Origin of the sequence: Actinomycetospora sp., from assembly GCF_036497245.1 — a bacterium.
Classification (GTDB): Bacteria; Actinomycetota; Actinomycetes; order Mycobacteriales; family Pseudonocardiaceae; genus Actinomycetospora.
Window position 1 is genome coordinate 18,806 of sequence record NZ_DASXJS010000081.1, and the last position, 22,326, is coordinate 41,131.

General features: G+C 74.2%; 25 protein-coding genes. 16 read left to right on the forward strand and 9 right to left on the reverse strand.

Annotated elements, in window-relative coordinates; genetic code table 11:
- Nucleotides 1–41: 41 nt before the first annotated feature.
- The gene (locus VGI02_RS08880; protein WP_331626966.1) at nucleotides 42–1,340 is read right to left on the reverse strand and encodes a cytochrome P450; all 1,299 of its coding nucleotides are present in this window, start codon (nucleotides 1,338–1,340) and stop codon (nucleotides 42–44) included.
- 180 nt (nucleotides 1,341–1,520) lie between these two features.
- Between VGI02_RS08880 and VGI02_RS08885 the strand changes: the two genes are divergently transcribed.
- Nucleotides 1,521–2,693 (forward strand): isochorismate synthase, encoded by a 1,173-nt coding sequence (locus VGI02_RS08885; protein ID WP_331626967.1) that lies wholly within the window; start codon nucleotides 1,521–1,523, stop codon nucleotides 2,691–2,693.
- A gap of 26 nt (nucleotides 2,694–2,719) precedes the next feature.
- Nucleotides 2,720–3,427: an RluA family pseudouridine synthase gene (locus tag VGI02_RS08890; protein ID WP_331626968.1), complete on the forward strand. Its 708-nt coding sequence runs from the start codon at nucleotides 2,720–2,722 to the stop codon at nucleotides 3,425–3,427.
- A 51-nt stretch (nucleotides 3,428–3,478) separates the two neighbouring features.
- On the opposite strand, the gene VGI02_RS08895 is transcribed toward VGI02_RS08890, so the two are convergent.
- On the reverse strand, nucleotides 3,479–3,940 hold the full coding sequence (locus tag VGI02_RS08895) for an SRPBCC family protein (protein WP_331626969.1): 462 nt from the start codon (nucleotides 3,938–3,940) through the stop codon (nucleotides 3,479–3,481).
- 73 nt (nucleotides 3,941–4,013) lie between these two features.
- Here VGI02_RS08895 and VGI02_RS08900 point away from each other — a divergent pair, with 73 nt between their 5' ends.
- Together VGI02_RS08900 and VGI02_RS08905 are read left to right on the forward strand one after the other, a co-directional pair.
- Nucleotides 4,014–4,535, forward strand: a complete 522-nt coding sequence (locus tag VGI02_RS08900) for an O-acetyl-ADP-ribose deacetylase (protein WP_331626970.1) — start codon at nucleotides 4,014–4,016, stop codon at nucleotides 4,533–4,535.
- A gap of 205 nt (nucleotides 4,536–4,740) precedes the next feature.
- Nucleotides 4,741–5,265, forward strand: a complete 525-nt coding sequence (locus tag VGI02_RS08905; protein ID WP_331626971.1) for a L,D-transpeptidase — start codon at nucleotides 4,741–4,743, stop codon at nucleotides 5,263–5,265.
- A gap of 22 nt (nucleotides 5,266–5,287) precedes the next feature.
- Here VGI02_RS08905 and VGI02_RS08910 read toward each other — a convergent pair whose 3' ends face one another.
- The gene (locus VGI02_RS08910) at nucleotides 5,288–5,914 is read right to left on the reverse strand and encodes a copper resistance CopC family protein (protein WP_331626972.1); all 627 of its coding nucleotides are present in this window, start codon (nucleotides 5,912–5,914) and stop codon (nucleotides 5,288–5,290) included.
- On the reverse strand, nucleotides 5,911–6,924 hold the full coding sequence (locus VGI02_RS08915; protein ID WP_331626973.1) for an alpha/beta hydrolase: 1,014 nt from the start codon (nucleotides 6,922–6,924) through the stop codon (nucleotides 5,911–5,913). Before VGI02_RS08915 ends, VGI02_RS08910 begins: the two co-directional genes overlap by 4 nt.
- 381 nt (nucleotides 6,925–7,305) lie before the next feature.
- On the opposite strand from VGI02_RS08915, the gene VGI02_RS08920 reads away from it, so the two are divergent.
- A complete protein-coding gene (locus VGI02_RS08920; RefSeq protein ID WP_331626997.1) occupies nucleotides 7,306–8,529 on the forward strand; it encodes an acyl-CoA dehydrogenase family protein in 1,224 nt (407 codons plus the stop codon).
- Between the two features lie 25 nt (nucleotides 8,530–8,554).
- Here the strand turns inward: VGI02_RS08920 and VGI02_RS08925 are convergent, their stop codons facing one another.
- Nucleotides 8,555–9,325 carry an enoyl-CoA hydratase/isomerase family protein gene (locus tag VGI02_RS08925; RefSeq protein WP_331626974.1) on the reverse strand — a complete coding sequence of 257 codons (771 nt, stop codon included), beginning with the start codon at nucleotides 9,323–9,325 and terminating at the stop codon, nucleotides 8,555–8,557.
- Between the two features lie 119 nt (nucleotides 9,326–9,444).
- On the opposite strand from VGI02_RS08925, the gene VGI02_RS08930 reads away from it, so the two are divergent.
- From VGI02_RS08930 to VGI02_RS08940, 3 genes are all read left to right on the forward strand, one after another.
- Complete coding sequence (locus VGI02_RS08930) at nucleotides 9,445–10,152, forward strand: dienelactone hydrolase family protein (RefSeq protein ID WP_331626975.1); 708 nt, start codon at nucleotides 9,445–9,447, stop codon at nucleotides 10,150–10,152.
- Between the two features lie 74 nt (nucleotides 10,153–10,226).
- The gene (locus VGI02_RS08935) at nucleotides 10,227–10,973 is read left to right on the forward strand and encodes an HAD-IIA family hydrolase (RefSeq protein WP_331626998.1); all 747 of its coding nucleotides are present in this window, start codon (nucleotides 10,227–10,229) and stop codon (nucleotides 10,971–10,973) included.
- A gap of 102 nt (nucleotides 10,974–11,075) precedes the next feature.
- Nucleotides 11,076–11,933 carry a CPBP family intramembrane glutamic endopeptidase gene (locus VGI02_RS08940; RefSeq protein ID WP_331626976.1) on the forward strand — a complete coding sequence of 286 codons (858 nt, stop codon included), beginning with the start codon at nucleotides 11,076–11,078 and terminating at the stop codon, nucleotides 11,931–11,933.
- 42 nt (nucleotides 11,934–11,975) lie between these two features.
- Here the strand turns inward: VGI02_RS08940 and VGI02_RS08945 are convergent, their stop codons facing one another.
- The gene (locus tag VGI02_RS08945) at nucleotides 11,976–12,722 is read right to left on the reverse strand and encodes an SDR family oxidoreductase (RefSeq protein WP_331626977.1); all 747 of its coding nucleotides are present in this window, start codon (nucleotides 12,720–12,722) and stop codon (nucleotides 11,976–11,978) included.
- Between the two features lie 172 nt (nucleotides 12,723–12,894).
- Between VGI02_RS08945 and VGI02_RS08950 the strand changes: the two genes are divergently transcribed.
- The gene (locus VGI02_RS08950) at nucleotides 12,895–13,518 is read left to right on the forward strand and encodes a hypothetical protein (protein ID WP_331626978.1); all 624 of its coding nucleotides are present in this window, start codon (nucleotides 12,895–12,897) and stop codon (nucleotides 13,516–13,518) included.
- A 25-nt stretch (nucleotides 13,519–13,543) separates the two neighbouring features.
- Here VGI02_RS08950 and VGI02_RS08955 read toward each other — a convergent pair whose 3' ends face one another.
- Together VGI02_RS08955 and VGI02_RS08960 are read right to left on the reverse strand one after the other, a co-directional pair.
- The gene (locus VGI02_RS08955) at nucleotides 13,544–13,990 is read right to left on the reverse strand and encodes a DUF2267 domain-containing protein (RefSeq protein ID WP_331626979.1); all 447 of its coding nucleotides are present in this window, start codon (nucleotides 13,988–13,990) and stop codon (nucleotides 13,544–13,546) included.
- A gap of 61 nt (nucleotides 13,991–14,051) precedes the next feature.
- On the reverse strand, nucleotides 14,052–14,357 hold the full coding sequence (locus VGI02_RS08960) for a hypothetical protein (protein ID WP_331626980.1): 306 nt from the start codon (nucleotides 14,355–14,357) through the stop codon (nucleotides 14,052–14,054).
- 379 nt (nucleotides 14,358–14,736) lie between these two features.
- Between VGI02_RS08960 and VGI02_RS08965 the strand changes: the two genes are divergently transcribed.
- Entirely contained in the window at nucleotides 14,737–15,723 is a 987-nt protein-coding gene (locus tag VGI02_RS08965; RefSeq protein ID WP_331626981.1) for an aldo/keto reductase, read from the forward strand.
- A gap of 28 nt (nucleotides 15,724–15,751) precedes the next feature.
- On the opposite strand, the gene VGI02_RS08970 is transcribed toward VGI02_RS08965, so the two are convergent.
- On the reverse strand, nucleotides 15,752–17,218 hold the full coding sequence (locus VGI02_RS08970) for a LuxR C-terminal-related transcriptional regulator (RefSeq protein ID WP_331626982.1): 1,467 nt from the start codon (nucleotides 17,216–17,218) through the stop codon (nucleotides 15,752–15,754).
- Between the two features lie 94 nt (nucleotides 17,219–17,312).
- Here VGI02_RS08970 and VGI02_RS08975 point away from each other — a divergent pair, with 94 nt between their 5' ends.
- The 6 genes from VGI02_RS08975 to VGI02_RS09000 all read left to right on the forward strand — a co-directional run bounded on the left by VGI02_RS08975 (nucleotide 17,313) and on the right by VGI02_RS09000 (nucleotide 22,267).
- Nucleotides 17,313–17,966: a GntR family transcriptional regulator gene (locus VGI02_RS08975; protein WP_331626983.1), complete on the forward strand. Its 654-nt coding sequence runs from the start codon at nucleotides 17,313–17,315 to the stop codon at nucleotides 17,964–17,966.
- A gap of 207 nt (nucleotides 17,967–18,173) precedes the next feature.
- Nucleotides 18,174–18,590: a GlcG/HbpS family heme-binding protein gene (locus VGI02_RS08980; protein ID WP_331626984.1), complete on the forward strand. Its 417-nt coding sequence runs from the start codon at nucleotides 18,174–18,176 to the stop codon at nucleotides 18,588–18,590.
- Between the two features lie 31 nt (nucleotides 18,591–18,621).
- Complete coding sequence (locus tag VGI02_RS08985) at nucleotides 18,622–19,524, forward strand: MIP/aquaporin family protein (protein WP_331626985.1); 903 nt, start codon at nucleotides 18,622–18,624, stop codon at nucleotides 19,522–19,524.
- Complete coding sequence (locus VGI02_RS08990) at nucleotides 19,521–19,937, forward strand: diol dehydratase small subunit (protein WP_331626986.1); 417 nt, start codon at nucleotides 19,521–19,523, stop codon at nucleotides 19,935–19,937. The genes VGI02_RS08985 and VGI02_RS08990 overlap by 4 nt, the downstream gene beginning before the upstream one ends.
- 39 nt (nucleotides 19,938–19,976) lie before the next feature.
- Nucleotides 19,977–21,689: a propanediol/glycerol family dehydratase large subunit gene (locus tag VGI02_RS08995; RefSeq protein WP_331626987.1), complete on the forward strand. Its 1,713-nt coding sequence runs from the start codon at nucleotides 19,977–19,979 to the stop codon at nucleotides 21,687–21,689.
- On the forward strand, nucleotides 21,686–22,267 hold the full coding sequence (locus tag VGI02_RS09000; protein WP_331626988.1) for a propanediol/glycerol family dehydratase medium subunit: 582 nt from the start codon (nucleotides 21,686–21,688) through the stop codon (nucleotides 22,265–22,267). The genes VGI02_RS08995 and VGI02_RS09000 overlap by 4 nt, the downstream gene beginning before the upstream one ends.
- Nucleotides 22,268–22,326 lie beyond the last annotated feature (59 nt).

The window sequence follows — 22,326 nt, forward strand, 5'->3', positions numbered from 1 at the left end:
CCCGTGACGTGAGTCACGACACTCCGGGCCTGCCCGACCGGTCAGGCGGCGACGGGGAACCTGCGCGGTCCGCGCAGGATCGTCGCGGTCTTCCCGACCACCCGTCCGGTCGTGCGCAGGCCCGGCATCCGCTGCGCGAGCATCCGCAGGGCCACCTCTCCCTCGAGCCGGGCGAGGGCGGCGCCCAGGCAGTAGTGCGCGCCGCCCGAGAACGCGAGGTGCGGCGTCGTCTGGACCCGTCGCAGGTCGAACCGGTCCGGGTCGGGGTGGGCCTCGGGGTCGCGGCCCGCCGCGGCGACGAGCACCAGCACGCCCCAGTTCCGGCGGAACTCCACTCCGCCCAGCTCGGTGTCCTCGTGGGCGATCCGGGCGGTCAGCTGCACCGGTGGGTCGTAGCGCAGCGTCTCCTCGACGGCGCCCGGGGCGAGCGACGGGTCGGCGGCGAGGGCCTCCCACTGCCCCGGGGTCGACTGCAGTGCCCGGACGGCGTTCCCGACGAGGTTCGTGGTCGTCTCGAACCCCGCGACCAGCAGCAGCTGCGCCAGCGTCACCAGCTCGTCCAGGGACATCTGCCCGGCGTCGAGGGCCCCGACGAGCTGCGAGACGACGTCCTCGCCCGGATCGGCCCGACGGCGCTCCACCAGCTCGGTGAACAGGACGCGCGCCTCGGCGGTGGTGCGGGCGAGCTCGTGCGCGTGGGCCACCGACCGGACCCCGTCGAGCGACGTCCCGAGCGCCCGTCCCCAGCGCGCGAAGCGGTCCGCGTCCACCGACGGGATCCCGAGCAGCCGCGCGATCACGGTGATCGGCAGCGGCGCGGCCAGGTCGGCGACCAGGTCGAACCGGCCGCGGGCGGCGGCGTCGTCGAGCAGTCCCGCCGTGATCTCCTCCGCCACGCCGCGGTACTGCTCCAGCCGCCGCGGGGCGAACGTCGGCTGGGCGAGGCGCCGCAGCCGGGAGTGGTCCGGCGGGTCCAGGCCCAGCAACGAGAGATCGACCGGCTCGAGGAGCGAGGGCTCGCCGTCCGCGGGCGCGAACGGCGGCCGCCCGTCGGCGAGGCGGACCCCGAACCGGCGGTCGCGCAGCACCTGTTCGCAGAGCGCGTGCGTCCCGACCGCGGAGATCCCGACGCGGCTGCGGGCGAGCCCGCCGGTGGCGCGGATCGCGGCGTAGGTCGGGTACGGGTCGAGGCGCCACGGCTTGTGCATGAGCCGCGCGACGGGGTCCCCGCGGAGTGCCAGCGCGAGGCCGCCGAGGCGCATCGCGGTGATCCGCCCGCCGAGCGCGAGGTCCTCGCCCAGAGATGTCGGGCCCGGGGATCCCGGGGAGCGCAGGGCCATCGGTCGGGATACCTCGCACGGGTGCGGTACGGCTCACGTGGCCGGTCCGGGCGGACCGGGCGAGAGTGGGGATCAGGACGCCGTCCCCCACGATGCCAGCACCCGGGCTCCGGGGCCGGTCGACGGGACGCGGCCGACCGGCCATGATCGGCGTGGGCGACGCCGGAAGGGAGCCGCCAGGTGACCAGCGAGGGCACGGTGGAACTGCTCGGCGCCATGGCCGTCCCGGACGCGCCGTGCGACGACCCGGCGGCGTTGCTGGCCCGGTGGCGACCCGGCCGCGGCACCTGGTTCTCCGGACCTCGCGGCGGTCTGCTGGCCGACGGGGCCCTGCGGCGCCTCGAGGAGCCCGACGACGTCGGCGCGGTGCTCGACGAGGTGGCCGCGTCCGGATCGGGACCCGCCCTCGTCGTCGGGGCCCTGCCGTTCGACCCGGCCGGTGCGGCCGCGCTCGTCGTCCCCCGCGAGGTGACCTGGTCCCCGGCGCTCGGGCGGGCCGTCGAGGCGCCCGTCGCCGGCGGGCCGTCCCCGCGGTGGGGCTCGCGCTCGCTGCCCGAGCCCGCGGGGTACGAGGCGATGGTCGCCGAAGCGCTGCGCCGGATGGGCGCGGGTGACCTGGAGAAGGTCGTGCTGGCCCGTGTCCTCGACCTGCAGGCCGACGCTCCCGTCGACCAGGCCGCGATGCTGCGGGGCCTCGCCGCCCGTGACCCGTCGGGGTACGTCTTCGCCGTGGATCTCCCGACCGTCGGGGCGCCGAGGACCCTGCTCGGCGCCAGCCCCGAGCTGCTGATCTCCCGCCGTGACGGCGAGGTGATCGCGAATCCGCTGGCCGGGTCGGCCCCCCGCCGACGCGACCGGGCCGACGACGAGGCCGCAGGCGCGGACCTGCTCGACTCGGCGAAGGACCGCCACGAGCACGCCCTCGTCGTCACCGACGTCTCCGCCGCGCTCGCCGGGGTGTGCGACGACCTCGAGGTGCCCGCCGAGCCCTCGCTGATCCGCACCGACGCGATGTGGCACCTGTCGACGACGATCCGGGGGCGCTCGTCCCGCTCGGCGCTCGACCTGGCGCGGGCCCTGCACCCGACGCCCGCCGTGGGCGGGGTGCCCCGGGACGCCGCGAGCCGCGCGATCACCGAGCTCGAGCCGTTCGACCGCGGCTTCTACACCGGCATGGTCGGCTGGACGGACTCCTCGGGCGACGGCGAGTGGGTCGTGGCACTGCGCTGCGGCGAGGTCTGCGGCCCGTCCGCGCGGCTCTACGCGGGGGCCGGCCTGGTGCCTGCCTCCGTGCCCTCGGCGGAGCTGGCGGAGACGACGGCGAAGCTGGAGACCATGCTCGCGTCGATGTGACGGGTCCGGGCGCCACACTGGGGCCCGTGGACTGGGCGGAGCTCCGGGCGGGCCGGACGTTGCACGAGGACGACACGCTGCTCGTGCTCGACAAGCCCACGGGCTGGTCGGTCATGGGGGAGCGGCACGACACCGACCTCGTGCGCCTCGCGGCCGACGACGGCGAGAAGCTCTGGCCCGCCCACCGCATCGACAAGGTGACCAGCGGCGTCGTGCTGTTCGCCAAGGACCTGGCCCACCACGGCGACCTCACACGCCAGTTCAACGCCCGCACCGTCGAGAAGAGCTACCTGGCGATCACGGCCACGACGGGGCTCCCCGAGCGGGGCCGCATCGAGCTGCCGCTCTCGGTCGGGCGCAAGAACCGGGTCCGGATCGCGGCGCCCCGCGAGTCCATCGTCCGCGACGGTGACGTCTGGACCGTCCCCGACGACGCCGTCCTCCAGGGCGTCAGCACCTATCCGAGCACGACGACGTTCGAGCGCCTCGACGAGGCCGACGGCACGACGCTCCTCGCCGTGCACCCGGAGACGGGCCGGCGCCACCAGATCCGGGTCCACCTCGCCTGGATCGGGCACGCGATCGTCGGCGACCCGCTGTTCGACAAGCACGCCACGACCCGCGCCGGCCTGCACGCCCACCGGCTCGCGTTCGACGCCCCCGACGGGCAGCGCCTCACGATCACCGCCGAGCCGGGGGAGGACTTCCTGTCGCTAGGTGGCTTCGCCTGGTGAGCACTTTCCGGGCCTATAGCCCCGGAAAGTGCTCACGAGGCCGAAGGCCACCTACGCCAGCGCCTCCGCGAGCAGGTCGAGCGAGGCCGCGAGCCCGTCGGCGTCGATGACCGGGAAGTACGTCAGCATCTCCGGGTCGGTGATCCCGGACCAGTCGTAGGTCAGGGTCACGACGGTGCCGTCGCCGTCCGGCGCGAGCCGGTAGATCCACGTGTGCCCGGCGGGCGCCTCGCCGACCGCGGCGGGAGCCCACCCCAGGGCCGTGTCCGGCTCGTAGACGATGACGTGGTTCTCCATCGTGTAGTCGCCGAACATCTCGTTGTGCATGTCCATCGTGAACACGTCACCGAGCTCCTCGATCGCGAGGTGGGTGCGTGACGCGCGGACCATCCCGGACGAGTCGAGGTCCGGGTGGCGGTCGGGGTCGGCGATGAGTGCGAACGTGCGCTCCGGGGGAGCGTCGATCGTCCGGGACACCTGGATGCTGCGGTCGGTCGTCTCCACGGACGTCATGGTGCTGATCGTGGCACGACCCCGGGAGCCCGCCGACGCATGGCCCGGCGCGGCTCCGGGTAGACGAGCCGCCGTGGGAGCCCGCATCACCCTCGTCCGGGGAGACATCACCGCCCAGGACGTCGACGCGATCGTCAACGCCGCGAACTCGAGCCTGCTCGGCGGCGGCGGGGTGGACGGCGCCATCCACCGCGCCGGCGGACCGGAGATCCTCGCCGCCTGCCGCGAACTACGGGCGACGACGCTGCCCGACGGCCTGCCGACCGGGCAGGCGGTGGCGACGACGGCCGGGAACCTGCCCGCCCGGCACGTCATCCACACGGTCGGCCCGGTCTACGCGAAGCGCGAGGACCGCTCCGCGCTGCTCGCCTCGGCCTACCGGGAGTCGCTGCGGGTGGCGGACGAGGTCGAGGCCCGGACGGTCGCGTTCCCCGCGGTGTCGGCCGGGGTCTACGGCTGGCCGATGGACGACGCGGCCCGGATCGCGGTGGAGACGGTGACGTCCACCCGGACGGCCGTGGAGGAGGCCCGGTTCGTCCTGTTCGGCGACGAGGCCTACGACGCGTTCACCCGCGCGGAGCAGGCTCTGGGCTGACTGGGCGCACGCTCGGGCCGAACACTCCGGACGACGTGTCAACCATGTCCGGGTTGCGTCGTTGCGACCGATATCGCTGCTCCCGTCCGGGTCGTCACCGTCCCGTATGCGTGTCGTTGTCCGGTCCGTGCGCGCTCGCGGGCAGCTGTGCGTGCATGCCGGCGCGGGAGTGCGGCCGGCGGTCGAGACCATCGAGCGAGGTCGAGTGAGTCAGGGCAGGCACCGCAAGCAGCGCCGCGACGACCGCCCCGGCGCGGGGCGCGTCGCGCTGTCGGCGGCAGCGGTCGGGATGGGCGTGATCCAGTTGTCGGGTGTCGCCGCGGCGGCCCCCGCACCCGGGGCCCCGGCCGGGACGGCACCCGGGGTCGGCGGGACCCCGTGCACGACGCCGGCGATCAAGGCGTGCGTCGATCTCTCCGAGAACAGGACGTGGCTGCTCGACGGGCGGGGTGCGGTCGTGCTCGGTCCGGTCGCCAACACGCACGGCGCGCCGGGCCACGAGACGCCGGTCGGGGACTTCGTCGTGCAGCGCAAGGACCGGTACCACGTCAGCCAGGAGTTCGAGGGCGCGAAGATGCCCTACGCCGTGTTCTTCGACAACAACGGCCGCGCGTTCCACCAGGGCACCCTGGAGCGGCAGTCGGCGGGCTGCGTGCGACTGAACGAGGCCGACGCGAAGCGCTTCTTCGAGCACCTCAACCCGAACGACCGGGTGCAGATCGTCCCCTGACGGCGGGCACGACGGGCCCGGCTCAGGACCGACGGCGCAGCACCATCGCGAGGGCGCCGAGCACGACGACGACCGCGAGCACGACGAACGGCCAGGCCGGCAGGCCGCCGTCCGGGGCGGGCTCCGCCGCGGCGGCCGGGCTCGGCGTCGTCGCCGGGGCCGTCGTCGGGCCCGCGACGGGAGCAGCGGGCGTCGCCGCGGTCGGGGCGGCGCCGTTCGCGGTACCGGTGCCCGGCATGGTGAGGGTGAACGACAGGGCGCCCGAGACCGGGTGCCCGTCGCCGGACACCACGCGGTACCCGACCTGGTACCGGCCTGCCGGGCCGAGCGGGTTGACGCCGACCGAGACACGGGCGCCGTCCGTCGTAGCCGTCCCCTGCTCCCACCGGCTGCTGCCGTCCGGCCCGACGACCGTGACCGTGGCGGTGTCCGGGGCGGGCGCCTCCCCGAAGGTCAGGGTGATCCGGGACGGGGCGGCCGCGACGGAGGCACCGTCGGCGGGGTCGCTGCCCTCGATGACGTCGTGCGCGGCGGCGGGGCCGGCCGCCAGGGCGAGGAGCACGGACACCAGGGCGGCGAGGACCGCGAGCCCGGTCGTGCGGCGGGGACGGCGACGCAGCGTCGTGCTGGCCGCCGGAGGTCGCGTCACGAGACCACGGTAGATGCCCCGCCCGACGTCGTGGGCGCGTTCACGAGTTCCGAGCGCGCCCAGTCGGCGATCTCCCACGCGGCCTGGTGCGCGATGGTGGGGAGCAGGCGCGGCATCGAGATGTAGCCGTGCGGTGCCCCCTGGTACTGGGTGTGCCGGACCGTGACGCCGGCCCGGCGCAGGGCGTCGACGTAGTAGGTGCCGTGGTCGCGCAGCGGATCGTGCTCGGCGGTCTGCACGAGGGCGGGCGGGAGCCCGGTCAGGTCGGCGCGCAGCGGGGAGGCGTAGGGGACCGTGCCGTCGGCGCCGGCGAGGTAGAGCGAGACGAAGCCGCGGATGTCCGAGGCGTCGAGGATCGGCGCGTGCGGGGTGGCGCGCTCCGACGGGAGCACGTCGACCATCTCGGTGCCGGGGTAGACCAGGCACTGCGCCCCGATCACCGGGGCGTCCTCCCCGCGACGGCGGGCGTCGCGGGCCATGAGGCAGACGACGGTCGCGAGGTTGCCGCCCGCGCTGTCGCCCATCACCGCGACGCGCGCCGGGTCGATGCCCCACCGGCCGGGCTCGGCGGCGAGGGACGCGGTGGCCGCGTAGGCGTCCTGCGCGGGGACGGGGAACGGGTGCTCGGGGGCCAACCGGTAGTCCACGGACACGACGACCGCCCCGGCCAGCAGCGCCACCTGGCCGCAGAACCAGTCGGACTGGTCGAGGTCGCCCTGGACGTAGCCACCGCCGTGGAAGTTGACGACGAGCGGCGCGGGCACCGTCGCGGCCTCCGGCGGCCGGTAGACGCGGACCGGCAGGACCGCGTCCGGCGTGGTGACCACGGTGTCCTCGGTGACGACGCGCCGGTCGTGGCTCCCGACGATCAGGCGGCCGGCCGGGCCCGCCTGGATCCGCCCCGAACGTTCGCGCGCGGCGGGCACCTCCTCGGGCGGGAGGTCGGCGACGGATCCGCCGAGGCGGGCGCGGAGCACGCCGACGAGCCGGGTCCGCAGGGGGAGACGCACGCCGTCGAGCGTAGGCGAGGAGCGGGTGAGGCGCGGATCGCACGAACTCCCCGCTCGCCGCCGGTTGACAACCACGGTCGGTCTCCGTTTGAGTCGTCCCCGTGGTCGAGACGATTCCGGTGATGGCGCGGACGCGATTCACGCGCCGCCGTCACATCGACCACGCGCTGGTCACCTCCGGCGCCTGTCGCCGCTGACGCGAGCGCTCTCCTCTCACGCCGCTCCGGCGTTCTCCCTCACGCCGCTCCGGCGTTCTTACCGTGCGCACCGCCGTCGTCGGCGTGCGCCATTCCCGCGCGTCGACGATCGGCGTCGCCGCGATTCCGGCCTGCCCTGGTGCCCGGCTCTCCCCGTTTCCCGAAAGGAACTCCCGTGACCGGAGTGCTCGATCCCGCCCCCACCCGCTCGGAGGTCGCCGACCTGCCGACCCCGACGACCGAGTCCGAGTGGCTCGACCGTGCCCGCCTCGTCCGCCGGGTGCTCGAGACCGACGCCGCCGAGCGCGACCGGGCCGGCGCGACCCCGCACGACGAGGTCGCCCTGCTCAAGGATTCCGGGCTCGTCACCGTGCTCGGGCCGCGCGAGCACGGCGGGGCGGGCCTGGAGTGGCCCGCCGCGTACCGGATCGTCCGCGAGGTGGCCGCGGGCGACGGCTCCATCGGTCAGCTGCTCGGCTACCACTACCTGTGGTTCTGGGCCGCGCGGCTGGTCGGGACGCCGGAGCAGGTCGAGGCGGTCGAGGCGGACGCCACGCGGAACCGCTGGTTCTTCGGTGGCGCGGTGAATCCGCGTGACACCGACGTCCTCATCTCCGACGAGGGCGAGGAGATCGTGTTCCGCGGGAAGAAGTCGTTCTCCACCGGGGCGAAGGTCTCGGACGTCACCGTTCTGGAGGGCGTTCTCGACGGTACCGAAACGCACATCTTCGCGATCGTCCCGTCGGACCAGCCGGCGCTCGCGTTCCACGACGACTGGGACAACATCGGGCAGCGGCTCACCGAATCGGGTGGCGTGACGATCGACGGCGTTCGTGTCCCGTGGGCGGCCGCCGCGGGATTCCGGGACAAGCAATTCACCCCGCGGGTCTACAACACGATGAACGTGCCGGTGATCCAGCTGGTGTTCGTCAACCTCTACCTGGGCATCGCCCGCGGCGCCCTGCAGACCGCTGCCGAGTACACCCGCACGACGACGCGCCCGTGGCTGCACGGCGGCCAGGAGCGCGCCGTCGACGAGCCGTACGTGCTGGACACCTACGGCGAGCTGTGGTCGCGGCTCTGGGCGGCCGAGGCGCTGGCGGACGCGGTGGCCTCGGAGGCGCTGGTGATCCACCGTGACCCGGACGCGCTCACCGAGCGGGCGCGCGGCGAGCACGAGGTGCGGGTCGCGGCGGTGAAGGCGCAGGCCACGGACGTGGCGCTCGACACGACCTCGCGCATCTTCGAGGTGACCGGGGCTCGGGCGACGTCCGCGCGCCTGGCGTTCGACCGGTTCTGGCGCAACGTCCGCACGCACTCCCTGCACGACCCGGTGGCCTACAAGCGCCGCGAGGTCGGGGCGTACGTGCTGACCGACGAGCTGCCGCAGCCGACCTGGTACTCGTAGGCGCGCTCACGAGGGCTCCGCCCACCTATGGCCAGCTGGGCTTGCGCTTCTCCACGAACGACGCGACCCCCTCGCGCCCCTCCGGCGAGAGGCCGCGGTCGCCGATCGACTTCGCCTCCAGGTCGAGGTGGGCGTCGGTGAGGGCGGTGCGCGCGGTGCCCACCAGCTTCTTCGTCGCGGCGAGGGCCTGCGGCGGTCCGGCGGCGATGGTCGCCGCGATCGCCGCGGTCTCGCTGTGCAGGTCCTCGTCGGGGACGACGCGGCTGGCGAGCCCGCAGGCGAGGGCCTCCTCGGCGCCCATCGGCCGGTTGGTCAGGAACATGTCCATCGCCCGGGCCCGCCCGACCGCCGCGGGCAGCGTCGCCGTCATCCCGCCGTCGGGGGTCAGCCCGATCGCGGTGTAGGACGGGCGCAGGCGCGCCCCGGCCCCGAGCACGATCACGTCCCCGGTGAGCGCGAGGGACAGCCCGATCCCCGCCGCCCAGCCCTGGACGCCCATGACGACCGGCTGGGTGAACCCCAGGATGAGCCGCTGACAGGAGTGGAAGTCGTCCGCCAGCGCGGTGAGGCTCGCGTCCGGGTCCGCCGCGAACCCGCGGACGTCGCCGCCGACGCAGAAGTTCGGTCCCTCGGCGACGATCTCGACGACGCGACCGGACCGCGCCGGGCCGCCGAGGGCCTCGCGGAACTGGCGGCCGAGCTCGAAGTCGACGACGTTGTGGCCCGGTCCGTTGGTGAGCATCACCCGCACCACGCCGGGCGTGTCCTCGGACACCCGCACCCGTTCCTCCGCCACCGCGGACCTCCTCCTCGAGCCGTACCGCCGGGTTCGCCCGCGATGACACTGCACGGGGCGCCGCGAGCCTGCCACGCTGTGTCCCGCCCCGCGCTGCCCCGTCGAGAGAGGAACCCGACGTGCCCGACCTGCACATCCCGGCAGGCGCCGGCTCGCACCAGCAGGCCTACCTGGCGACGCCACCCGTCGGGGACGGGCCGTGGCCCGGCGTCGTCGTCCTGCAGGACGCCTTCGGCATGACCGACGACCTGCGCGAGCACACCGACCGGCTCGCGACGGCGGGCTACGTCGCGGTCGCCCCGCGCCTGTACACCCCCCGGGGTGGCGGCCCGCGCTGCGTGGCCGCCGTGTTCCGGTCGATGACCAGCGGCACCGGCCCGGTGTTCGACGACATCGAGGCCGCCCGGGACTGGCTCGCCGGGCGGGACGAGTGCACCGGCCGGATCGGGGTCATCGGGTTCTGTCAGGGCGGCGGGTTCGCGCTCCTCGCCGGGGCCCGGCAGGACTTCGCGGCGGCCGCGCCGAACTACGGGCACGTGCCGACGGACGCCGAGCGCGACCTCGAGGGCATCTGCCCGGTGGTCGCGAGCTTCGGCGCCCGCGACGCGACGCTCAAGGGCCACCCCGAGCGGCTTGAGTCGGCGCTGGACGCGCTCGGCGTGGAGAAGGACGTCAAGACCTACCCGACCGCGGGCCACTCGTTCTTCGAGCGGGTCCCGGCCCAGACCGTGGTCCGCCGGCTCGGCTTCGGCTACGACCACGACGCCTCCGAGGACGCGTGGGGCCGGATCCTGCGGTTCTTCGAGACCCATCTGAAGGCGGCATGACCGACGACGACGGGCGCGCGCCGGTCGGGTCCGACTCCGAGGGCCTCGCCGACCTCGAGCACTACCTCATCGACATGGACGGGGTGCTCGTCCACGAGGAGAACGCCCTGCCCGGAGCCGACGAGTTCATCCGGCGGCTCGGTGAGGCGGGGAAGCACTTCCTCGTGCTCACCAACAACTCCATCTACACGCCCCGCGACCTGCAGGCGCGCCTGCGCGCGAGCGGTATCGACATCCCCGTCGCCAACCTGTGGACCTCGGCGCTCGCCACCGCCCAGTTCCTCGACGCGCAGCGCCCCGGCGGCACCGCCTTCGTCGTCGGGGAGGCGGGTCTGACGACGGCGCTGCACCAGGTCGGTTACGTCCTCACCGAGCGCGCGCCCGACTACGTCGTCATCGGCGAGACTCGGACCTACTCGTTCGAGGCGATCACCCGGGCGATCCGGCTCATCGAGGGCGGCGCGCGCTTCATCTGCACCAACCCCGACGCGACCGGCCCCTCCGCGGAGGGGACCCTGCCCGCGACCGGGTCGGTCGCGGCACTCATCACCCACGCGACCCGCAAGAAGCCCTACTTCGTCGGCAAGCCCAACCCACTGATGATCCGGGCGGGGCTCAACACCATCGGGGCGCACTCCGAGACCACGGCGATGATCGGCGACCGCATGGACACCGACATGGTCGCGGGCATGGAGGCGGGCCTGCACACGATCCTCGTGCTCTCGGGTGTCACCGACGAGAGCGAGATGGATCGCTACCCCTACCGGCCCAATCAGGTCGTCGAGAGCGTGGCCCACCTGTCGGTGGGGTCGCGCGGATAGCGGGTACCCGCCACGCATGCCGGACGACTTCGCGGAGCTCCCGCCGATCCTGCCGCTCCCGTCGGAGGACTCCCGCGCCGCGCGGGCCGACCGGACGCGGCGGTGAGCGACGTCCGCGACGAGGCCGAACCACGACCGGGAGAGCCGGGACAGCCGGGGGGATCGCCGGATCCCGCGCCCGAGGCGGACGGGCCCGGCCCGGACCGGGTCGACGACGCGGCGGATTCCCCGCCCGATCCCGCCGCCGTCGCGCCCGCGGGTCTCGGCGGGGCCGATCTCCCGCCGCGCCCCGAGATCGGGGTGGGCCGCGACGGCCGCCGCCTGGGCTGGGTGGAGTTCGCGGTCGGCGCGGTCGTCTACGTCCTGGTGCAGCTCGGGGCGGGCGTGGTGCTCGTCGCCGCGAACGGGCGGCTGCCAGGTGCGCCGGTCCTGCTCGGCGTATCGGCGGTGGCGGCGTTCGCGGCCGTCGCCGTGGCCCTGGCGCTGCGGGTCCGGGCCCCGTCCGCGATCGGGATCCGGCGGATCGCGCCCCGCACCGTGGTGTTCGCGGTCGGCCTCGGGATCGGCGTGTGGCTGCTGTCCCGGCTGCTCATCATCGTCTACGTCTCGATCACCGGGGACCGCAGCGACCCGCAGCAGGACCTGACCCAGTTCTCCGGGGTCGGCGCGGCGTTCTGGATGGTGCTGCTCGGCGGACTCGTGGTGCCCCTGGGCGAGGAACTGCTCTTCCGCGGCGTCGGCTACGGGTCGATGCGCCGCTACGGGCCGGTGATCGCGACCATCGTGTCGAGCCTGGTGTTCGCGCTGGCCCACGGGCTGAACGTCGTCTTCCTCGCGGTCCTCGTGCTCGCCGTGCTCAACGCGGTCCTCTACGAGCGCACCCGCTCGATCTGGCCGTGCTTCGCCACGCACGCCGCGTTCAACATGTGTTCCTTCGTCGTGCTGCTGCTGCTGACCTGAGCGCCACCCGCGACCATCTCGCCCGCGAGCCGCTCCCGCCCGTCAGCGGGTCTGCTCGGTCGGGCGCACGAGGATCTCGTTCACGGCCATCCGCCGCGGGCGGGTCACCATGTAGACGATCGCGTCGGCGATGTCCGCCGCCTCCATGAGGCCGAGCTCGAGCTCGGCCTCCGCCTGCCGGGCCAGGTCCCCGCCCTCGGTCAGCTCGCTGCGCACCAGGCCCGGTTCGACGAGTCCGACCCGGACGTGGTCGGCCCCGAGCTCCTGGCGCAACGCCTCGGAGAACGCACCGACCGCGTGCTTGGTCGCGGCGTAGACGTTGACCGCGGGTCCGGCCACCTTCCGCCCGGCCACCGAGGACACGGTCACGACGTCGGCGATCCCGCGTTCGCCCGTCGCGGCCCGCTGGAGGTGCCCGAGCGCGGCGTGCGTCGTCGCGAGCACGCCCGTCACGTTGACGTCGACCATGGTGCGCCACTCGCTCAGCGCCGACTCGGTCGCCGGTGACATCGAGCCGTAGCCGGCGTTGTTCACGAGCACGTCGAGGCGTCCGTGACGGGCGACGACGTCCTCGATCGCCCGGGCGACGGCGTCGTCGTCGGCGACGTCGACCTCGTGCACGCTGGCCTCGCCGCCGAGTTCGCCCGCCAGTGCCTCGAGGCGGTCCCGGCGCCGCGCCAGCAGCGCCACCCGGGCCCCCTCGCCGGCCAGGGCCCGCGCGGTGGCCTCCCCGATGCCGCTCGAGGCCCCGGTGACCACCGCGACCGTCCCGTCCAGTCGTGCACCCACGTCGGCGTCCTTCCGTTCGATGATCGGCCGCCGTCGGTTACCTCGCCCGGTCCGGCGCCACACAGCGGATTGATCACACCGTGCGACAGGAACGAGATCTGTGATCACCGTACGTGGTCGTCCCACCCAAGTGCGTCACCCCTGAACGGGTGACGTCGTTACGTCCCACGTGATGCCGCAGTCGCCTGCGCCGGGGTCGTCGGCGCCCGAGCCGGAGACCTCGCTGATCGATCCGGAGGTCCGTACTCCGCATCGGCGCCCCGGCGTGCCCGGCGCCGCGCACTCGCTGCTGGGATTCGTCGTCGCCGCGACCGCGGCGCTCGGCCTCGTCGTGGCCACCGGGGTCGCGCCGGTGACCAGCCTCGCGGCGATGGCGGGGGTGGCGACGCTCCCCGCGTCGGCGGGCGCCTTGGTACCCGACCAGCCGCTGCTCCCCGCCCTCGGACCGCCGTCCTCGTCCGACGAGGCGACCGGCGACGCCACGCCGACCGGCGAGAGCCCGACCTCGACCGAGGCCACGACCCGGTCGGGGACCTCGCGGCAGGTGCGCACGACCGATGCGGCCGTGCCGCCGCCCGCGTCGGTCGCGCCCGCGCCACCACCGGTCGTCGCGCCCCCGGCGCCGCCGGTCCAGGACCCGCCGAAGCAGGACCCGCCGAAACAGGACCCGCCGCAGACGCAGCCGACCAGGCCGACGAAGCCCACCGAGCCGACGAAGACGCAGGACCCGGACCCGCCGACGCAGGTCCCGGGGCCGACGGACCACCCCGGGCCCACGAAGCAGAAGAAGCCCTGACGGGCCGGGCTCCGGCGCGTCGGTCCTAGCGCATCAGCCCGGCCAGCTCGCCGGGCAGCTGCTCGAGGGTGCGGTCGACCTGGTCCTCGGGCAGCCACTCGCGCAGCAGCCGCAGCACCTGCTCCACCTGGTGCTCGACCTTCTCGGCGTCCACCGAGTGCACCGGGCCGCTGACCGCGTCGACGAACGCCGCCTTGCCGACGGCGCGGGCCTGGTTGTCGGAGTGTCGCTGGGCCCGCAGCTCGGCGGAGAGCTCCGGCGGGAGGCTGACCGTGAGGTCCTCCGCGAGGCCGGAGCTGATCGCCTTCCCGAGCTCGTTCAACGTGGCGCGGGTGAGGATCTCGGCCTCGTTCTCGGTCTCCAGCCCGATCCGGCGCTGCACCTGCCCGGTGAAGGCGGCGAGGGTCGCGCTCGAGCGGGCCGGGTTCGGGTCGTTCGGGTTCGGGTCATGCTGGACGGGGGGCGTGGTCACGGATGTCCTCCAGGTCTGACGGGGGCGACGGCGGTTCGGTACCGCCGCGACGGGTCCGGGCTCAGTAGCCCTCGGACCCGGCCCGATCCAGTCCGTGCGACCACCGCGTGCGGCGCTCGTCCTCGGACTGCTCCCACCACCGCGGTCCGCGCTCGCCGAGCGCGGTCTTCGCCGCGTGGACGCGCTCGCGCGCCCGTCGTTCGGTGTCGCGGTCGCCTGCTCGCGTGGCCGACCCGACGTCGCGCCGGGCGGCCATGAGCCAGCGCCGCAGCCGGGACGCGTCATCTTCCGGGATGGCCGGATCGGTCGCGCGCCAGCGGCGGCCGTCGACGACGATCCAGCGACCGTCGGCAGTGGTCTCGGGCACGGGCCCGGGTGCCCACCGGGTCCCGCGGCGGACACGTCGATCTTCTCGCGGACATGCCACGGGCCCGGCCACCGGTGACCTGGGAGCACCGGTGACCGGGCCCGCGGACCCGAACCGTCGCCCGTGACAGGGGCGGCGGAGCCGATTCAGTTGACGGCGGAGACGGGCTACTGCACCTCGTGGCGTCGACGGCGGAGTCGCCGTGGTCAGCCGTCGGGAGCAGCGGAACCGACTGCCGTGCGATGACATCAGGTCAACTGCCCGGTCCCGGGAAGCGTCACGAATCTTGTCGCCCGTTCAGCGGAACGGGTGACGGAACGATGATCGAGGTTCCGGGGCCGCGCGGCGTGGACCGGGCAGGATCCGGTAGCAAGGAGGCATGCGTTACCTCGAGCTCCCGACCGCGAAGCGCTGGTCGGCCATCGGTCTCGGCACCTGGCAGTTCGGGTCCGCCGAGTGGGGCTACGGCGGCGACTACGCCTCGGGCCCCGACTCCGAGGCCGCGCGGATCGTGGCGCGCGCCCTCGAGCTCGGGATCACCCTGTTCGACACCGCCGAGGTCTACGGCTTCGGGCGCAGCGAGCGCATCCTCGGCGACGCCCTCGACGACGCCGACGCCGACCCGGAGACCACCGTGGTCGCCTCGAAGATCCTTCCGGTGCTGCCGATCGGCCCGGTCGTCGAGCAGCGCGGTGTGGCCAGTTCCGGCCGGATCCGCCGCACGCTCGACCTCTACCAGGTCCACCAGCCCAACCCGGTGGTCGGCGACCGCCGGACCATGCCGGGCATGCGCACGCTGCAGGCCGCGGGCGTGGTGGACGAGGTCGGCGTCTCGAACTACTCGCTCGACCGGTGGCAGGAGGCCGAGAGCGCCCTGGGCTCGCGGGTGATCTCGAACCAGGTGCAGTACAGCCTCGTCGCCCGCGAGCCCGAGGCGGAGCTGCTGCCGTACGCGGCCGAGGCCGGCCGCGCGGTCATCGCCTACAGCCCGCTCGCGCAGGGCCTGCTCTCGGGCAAGTTCGACGCCGAGCACCGGCCCGCCAACCGGGTCCGCTCGCTCAACCCGCTCTTCCTGCCCGAGTCGCTGCGCCGGGCGCGGCCCCTGATCGACACCCTGCGCGGGATCGCCGACGCCCACGACGCGACGCCCTCACAGATCGCGCTCGCCTGGACGATCCACCGGCCCGAGGTGTGCGCCATCCCCGGGGCGTCCTCGGTGGCCCAGCTCGAGAGCAACTGCGCGGCGGCCGAGATCGTGCTCGGCGGCGACGAGTGGGCCGCGCTCAACGAGGCCTCGGACCGCTTCACCCCGGTGAGCGGGCTGTCCGCGGCCGTCGGGATCGCCAGGGGGTTCTCGCCGCTGTGAACGGCGGTGGTCGTGGGACCACGGCCGTTCACAGGCCGTGCAGGGCCACGAGCATCGTGCGGTTGCGGGCGCCGGTCTTGCGCAGCAGCGACCCGACGTGCTTCTCGACGGTCTTCGCCGAGATGCGCAGCGAGGACGCGATCTGGCGGTCGGTGAGCCCCTGCGCGACGAGCCCGCGGACCTCGCGCTCGCGCTCGGTCACCCCGCGGGCGCGGACGGGCGCCGCGGCGAGCAGGCCGAGCTGATCGGCGGCGAAGGCCGTCTCGCCCCGCCCGGCGGCGGCGACCACGGCCACCAGCCGGTCGCCGGCGTCGGGCCCCACGCAGCCCTTGACCCCCGCCGTGACGGCGGTGCGCAGCCGGTCGCCGGGGCACGACGGCGCCAGCAGCACGACGGCGGGCGGCGCAGGGAGGGCCGCGACCCGATCCAGGGCGCCCGCGAGGTCGCCGTCGGGAGCGAGGACGTCGGGCTCGACGACGAGCACGTCGGGCCCGAGCAGCCGGCAGGTCGCCGCGAGGTCCTCGGGCCCGTCGACCTCCGAGACCATGCCGAGCTCCGGGGCGCCGAGCTGGAGCAGACGCACGACACCCGCGCGCACCACCGGGCGGGCGGCGGCCACGAGCACCGACGGGCGGGTACGGCCGGGGACGGCGGGCTCGGGCCCGCAGGGCACGGTGAGGCGCAGGACGGTGCCGCACTCCGGCGCGCTGTCGATCTCCAGCTCACCGTCGAGGCGCCGGGCGCGCGCCGCCATCGCCGCCAGCCCCTGCCGGGAGCCGGAGGCCGCCACGTGCAGCCCGCCGTGGGCGGCCGCGTCGAAGCCGCGGCCGTCGTCCTCGACGAGCACCGTCAGGGTGCCGGGGCCGGGGAGCACGCCGACCTGCACGTGGCGGGCGCCGGCGTGCGCGACCACGTTGGCCAGCGCCTCCTGGACCACCCGGAACACCTCGTCGGCGACCGGCCCGTCCAGCGCCGGCTGGCCGACGGCGACGAGGTCGGCGCGGACGCCGGCCCCCTCGACCCAGGCCAGCTCCTGGCGGAGGGCCTCGACGAGCCCCCGCCCCGAGAGTGACCCGTGGTCGGCGAGCGCGAGGGCGGCGTACTCGGCGACCAGTTCGGCCAGCCCGCGATCGGGCGCGGCGAAGGCGACGCGCGGCGCCGCCGAGGCGACCACGCAGACGCCGACCAGGCGGGGACCCCGGTGCACCGGGACGGCGAGGACCGACCGGGTCCCCGGGGCGCCGGCGACGACCGCGGCGCCGCCGGTGCGGACGACCTCGGCCACCACGCCGCCGGGCGGGAGGCCGGGACCGTCGGCCGCGTCGAGGGCCCAGGTCCCGGCGGCCTCGTCCACGCGCACCACCCAGCCCGCGTCGGCACCGGTGAGCTCGCGCAGCCGCGCGACGACCCGGGCGAGCAGGGTGTCGGGACCGGCGGGCGCAGCACTGCCCCGCGGTGCTCCGGTGCGGACGCATGACGGCGTCGTCGAGCTCACGTGCGTCCTCCTGGCCCCCGATGGCGCATGCATACAAGATGCATCAATGCGGTGAGAGTAGGGTCACCGCGTCGGGCTCGGCAAGGGTGGGGACGTGGTGGGCGCGGGACTGTCGGCCAAGGAACGGGCGTACCGGCACACGAAGGCCGGCATCCTCGACGGCACGCTCCCCGGTGGCGACCTCATCAGCGAGGGCCAGGTGGCCGAGGTGCTGGCGATGAGCCGCACCCCGGTGCGCGAGGCGTTCCTCCGGCTGGAGGCCGAGGGGCTGCTCCGGTTGTTCCCGAAGCGCGGCGCCCTCGTCGTCGCGGTCTCGCCGACCGAGGTGGAGTCCGTGCTCGAGGCCCGCGAGCTCGTCGAGGGCCACGCCCTGGCCAAGCTGTGCGCCGCCCCGCAGGCCGAGCGCGACACCGTCGTCGTCCGGCTGCGCGAGGAGCTCGCCGTGCAGCGCGCCGCCTTCGCGGCCGACGACGAGACCGGGTTCGCCGAGGGCGACCGCCGGTTCCACACCGTGCTCGTGGAGAGCGCCCACAACCCGATCCTCGTCGAGCTGTACGGCTCGCTGCGGGACCGCCAGCTGCGGATGAACCTCGGCTCGATGATGGGCCGCGGGCCGGACCGGGCCCAGGCGATCCTCGCCCAGCACGAGGCGATCCTCGACGCGCTCGATCCCCAGGCCCCCGACGAGGCGCACCGCCGTCTGACCGAACACCTGAACGCGACCCGCACCGCCGTCCTCGGCCGGTAGGTCCGGTCGCCGACGGCGGCCGTCGGGCCCATCCGGGGCGGGGCTGCCCGGGCTACGGGAAAACCCCCACGGGGCGAAGTGGGAACACTCCCCGTGGTCGGGAGAGGGCGCGCGCTCCTAGCGTCGTGCCCCGTCGGGCGGCTGCCCGGCCGGCCACGCGACGAAGTGTCACCGCCGTGGCGATCCCCCGTTCCCGTGGAGGTTTCCATGCCGGGCCTGACCCTGGCCGACGCCCGTATCGCGCTCGACGCCGGGCTCGCCGAGGCCGACGTGATCGGCCAGCCGATGAACATCGCCGTGGTCGACGACGGCGGTCACCTGCTCGCCTTCGCCCGCCAGGACGGCGCCATCCGGGCGAGCATCGACATCGCCCAGCGCAAGGCGACCACGTCGATCCTCATGGAGGCCCCGACCGCGGCCCTCATGCCGCTGGTCCAGCCCGGCGCCGAGCTCTACGGGCTCGAGCAGACCGCGGGCGGAATGGTCGTCTTCGGCGGCGGCATCCCGGTGTTCCGCGACGGCCGCCTCGTCGGCGCCGTCGGGGTGAGCGCCGGCTCCGCCGAGCAGGACGTCGCGGTGGCCACCGCCGCGGTCGCCGCGATCAGCACCCCCGTCCCCGCCTGACCCGCCGGCACCGCCGCCGATAGGAGCCACCGTGTCCCGCACCTCCCCCCTCACACGAGAACTGATCGGCGAGTTCGTCGGGACGTTCATCCTCATCCTGTTCGGTACCGCGGCCGTCGCGCAGTACGTCGTCAGCGAAGGCAAGGCGGGCGACTGGAGCACGCTGACCTGGGGCTGGGTCGCCGGCCTGATCATGGGGATCTACGTGGCCGGCCGCCTCGGCGCCGGTCACCTCAACCCCGCGGTCACGCTCGCGATGGCGGTCTACCGCAAGCTCCCGTGGCGCAACGTGCTGCCGTACGCGCTGGCCCAGACGGCGGGCGCCTTCGTCGCCGCGCTGATCACGCGGGCGGTCTACAACTCGGGGATCGTCGCCGTGGACCCCGGGCTGACCTCGGCGTCGCAGACGATCTTCTCGACGCTGCCCAACCACGGCGTCACCACGGCGTTCTTCGACCAGATCGTCGGCACCGCGCTGCTGGTCTTCGTCCTGTTCGCGCTGCTCGCGACCCTGCAGGGCGCGGCGTCGATGCTGCTCCCGTTCATGGTCGGCCTGCTGCTGCTCGGCATCGGCTTCGCGTGGGGCACCAACGCCGGGTACGCCATCAACCCCGCCCGCGACTTCGGTCCGCGCCTCGCCCAGTGGCTCACCGGCTACCAGTCCGCGTGGGTGACGCCGACGGGCGTCCAGTACTGGTGGCTGCCGATCGTCGCGCCGTGCATCGGCGCGCTCATCGGCGGCGGACTCTACGTCCTGATCGTCGAGCGCCTCGAGGTGCCGGCGGCGCTCGACACCCCCGTGCCCGCGCCGACCCCGGAGTCCGCGGAGGCGGGGGCCAACGTCGACCCGCGCCACCCCGCCACCCCGGCCGACGTCGTCGTGCCCGACCAGCCCGGCACCCCGTCCTCGTCGCCGAAGGAGGCGTCCCGATGACCGTGGAACTGACCCCCGCGGACTACCCGCTCTCGATCAATCGCACGGACCTGCTGCGCACCCCCACCGGGAAGTCGATCACCGACATCACGATGGCCGCCGTCGTCGCGGGTGAGATCACCGACGAGGACCTGCGCGTCACCCCCGACACGCTCGTGCTCCAGGGGCGGATCGCGGAGTCGGTCGGCCGCCGCCAGCTCGGCGAGAACTGTCGCCGCGCGGCGGAGATGACCTCGATCCCCGACGCGGAGGTGCTGGCGATGTACAACGCGCTGCGCCCCAACGCCTCCTCCGCCGCCCAGCTCGAGGAGATCGCCTCCCGCCTCGAGGGCACCTACTCGGCCACCACGTGCGCCGCGCTCGTCCGCGAGGCCGCGCAGGTCTACGCCGACCGCAACCTGCTCGCGGAATGATCCCCCCGTCGCTCCGCTCGCCCCTGAAAGAGGCCTGACGTGACCGCTGTAGCCCCCCGCCCGGACGCCGCGGTCAAGACGTCCAAGCGCACCGAGATCCTCGAGGCCCGCCCGGTCAACCTGGACGGCTTCGTCGAGGAATGGCCCGAGAAGGGCCTCGTCGCGATGGAGTCCGACTTCGACCCGCAGCCCTCGGTGCGCGTCGAGGGCGGCCGGATCGTCGAGCTCGACGGCCGGACGCGCGAGCAGTTCGACTTCATGGACACCTTCATCGCCGACCACGCGATCGACGTCGACGCCTGCGAGGCGGCCCTCGCGATCCCGTCGATCGAGATCGCCCGGATGCTCGTCGACCCGCGGACCTCGCGCGCCGACGTCGTCGCCCTCGGTCGTGGTCTGACCCCGGCGAAGATCCTCGACGTCGTCAAGCTGATGAACGTCGTCGAGATCATGATGGGCATCCAGAAGACCCGGTCGCGGCGCACCCCGGCGAACCAGGCGCACTCGACGAGCGCGAAGGACAACCCGATCCAGGTCGCGGCCGACGCCGCCGAGGGCGCCGTGCGCGGGTTCGCCGAGCTGGAGACCACCCTCGGCGTCGTGCGCTACGCCCCGCTGGTGGCGATCGGCCTGCAGGTCGGTGGCCAGGTCGGCCGGGGCGGCACGCTCACCCAGTGCGCGCTGGAGGAGGCCACGGAGCTCGACCTCGGGATGCGCGGCATCACTGCCTACGCCGAGACGATCTCGATCTACGGAACCGAGTCGGTGTTCGTCGACGGCGACGACACCCCCTGGTCGAAGGCGTTCCTGGCCTCGGCCTACGCCTCCCGCGGCATCAAGATGCGCTTCACCTCGGGCACCGGCTCCGAGGTGCAGATGGGCAACGCCGAGGGTCGCTCCATGCTGTACCTGGAGATCCGCTGCATCCTCATGGCCAAGGGCGCCGGGGTGCAGGGCCTGCAGAACGGCTCGATCAGCTGCATCGGCGTCCCCGGCGCGGTCCCCGGCGGCATCCGGGCCGTGGCGGCGGAGAACCTCATCGCGAGCTGGATGGACCTCGAGTGCGCCTCGGGCAACGACCAGTCGTTCTCGCACTCGCCGATGCGCCGCACCGCCCGGCTGCTGCCGCAGATGCTCCCGGGCACCGACTTCGTCTGCTCCGGGTACTCCGCGGTGCCGAACAAGGACAACATGTTCGCCGGGTCGAACCTGGAGACCGACGACTACGACGACTGGAACGTCATCCAGCGCGACATGCAGGTCGACGGCGGCCTGCGCCACGTCCGTGAGGACGTGATCCTGCAGGTCCGCAACAAGGCCGCCCGCGCGATGCAGGCGGTGTTCGCCGAGCTCGACCTCCCCGCGATCACCGACGAGGAGATCGAGGCGGCCACCTACGCCGACTCCAGCGACGACTACCCGGACCGGGACGTCCTCGCCGACCTCGAGGGCGCCCGCAGCGTGATGGAGCGGGGGGTCACCGGGCTGGACCTGGTGAAGGTCCTCGAGCGCACCGGCTTCGGTGACGTCGCCGAGAACTACCTCCGGGTCCTCCGGCAGCGCGTCTCCGGCGACCTGCTGCAGACCGCCGCCGTGCTGACCGCCGACTTCGTCCCGCTGGCGGCGATCAACGACGCCAACGACTACGCCGGCCCCGGCACCGGTTACCGCCTGTCCGGCGAGCGGTGGGAGGAGCTCAAGAAGCTCCGCCACGTCACCTCCGCCGCGAACCCCGAGGAGGAGGTCGTATGACCGCCGCAGTGGAGTCGGTCCGCACCCTGACGCTCCGCGAGATCGGGCCCGCCGAGCGCGGCACCCGGCCCGAGGAGGTCGTCATCGCGCTCTCCCCGGCGTTCGGGGACCCGTTCACCAAGACGATCGTCGAGGTGCCGCACGCCGAGGTGATCCGCCAGCTCCTGGCGGGCATCGAGGAGCGCGGGGGCGTGGCGCGCGTGATCAAGGTCTACAGGACGGCCGACCTGGCGGCGATCGCGCACTACGGCGCCAAGCTCTCCGGCTCGGGCATCTCGGTGGGGGTGCTGTCGCGGGGCACCACGGTGCTCCACCAGCGCGACCTGGCCCGGCTGTCGAACCTGGAGCTCTTCCCACAGGCGCCGTTGCTCGACGCCGAGGTCTTCCGGATGATCGGGGCGAACGCCGCGCAGTACGCGCAGGGCCAGTCGCCCCGGCCGGTGCCCACACGCAACGACCAGATGGCGCGCCCGCGGTGGCAGGCCAAGGCCGCGCTGCTGCACCTCAAGGAGTTCGAGTGCATCGACCACGCCCGCGCCGCGGTCGAGGTCGAGCCGATCATCACCCGGGTCGATTAGGTGGCTTCGCCTTGTGAGCACTTTCCGGTGCTATAGCCCCGGAAAGTGCTCACGAGCGC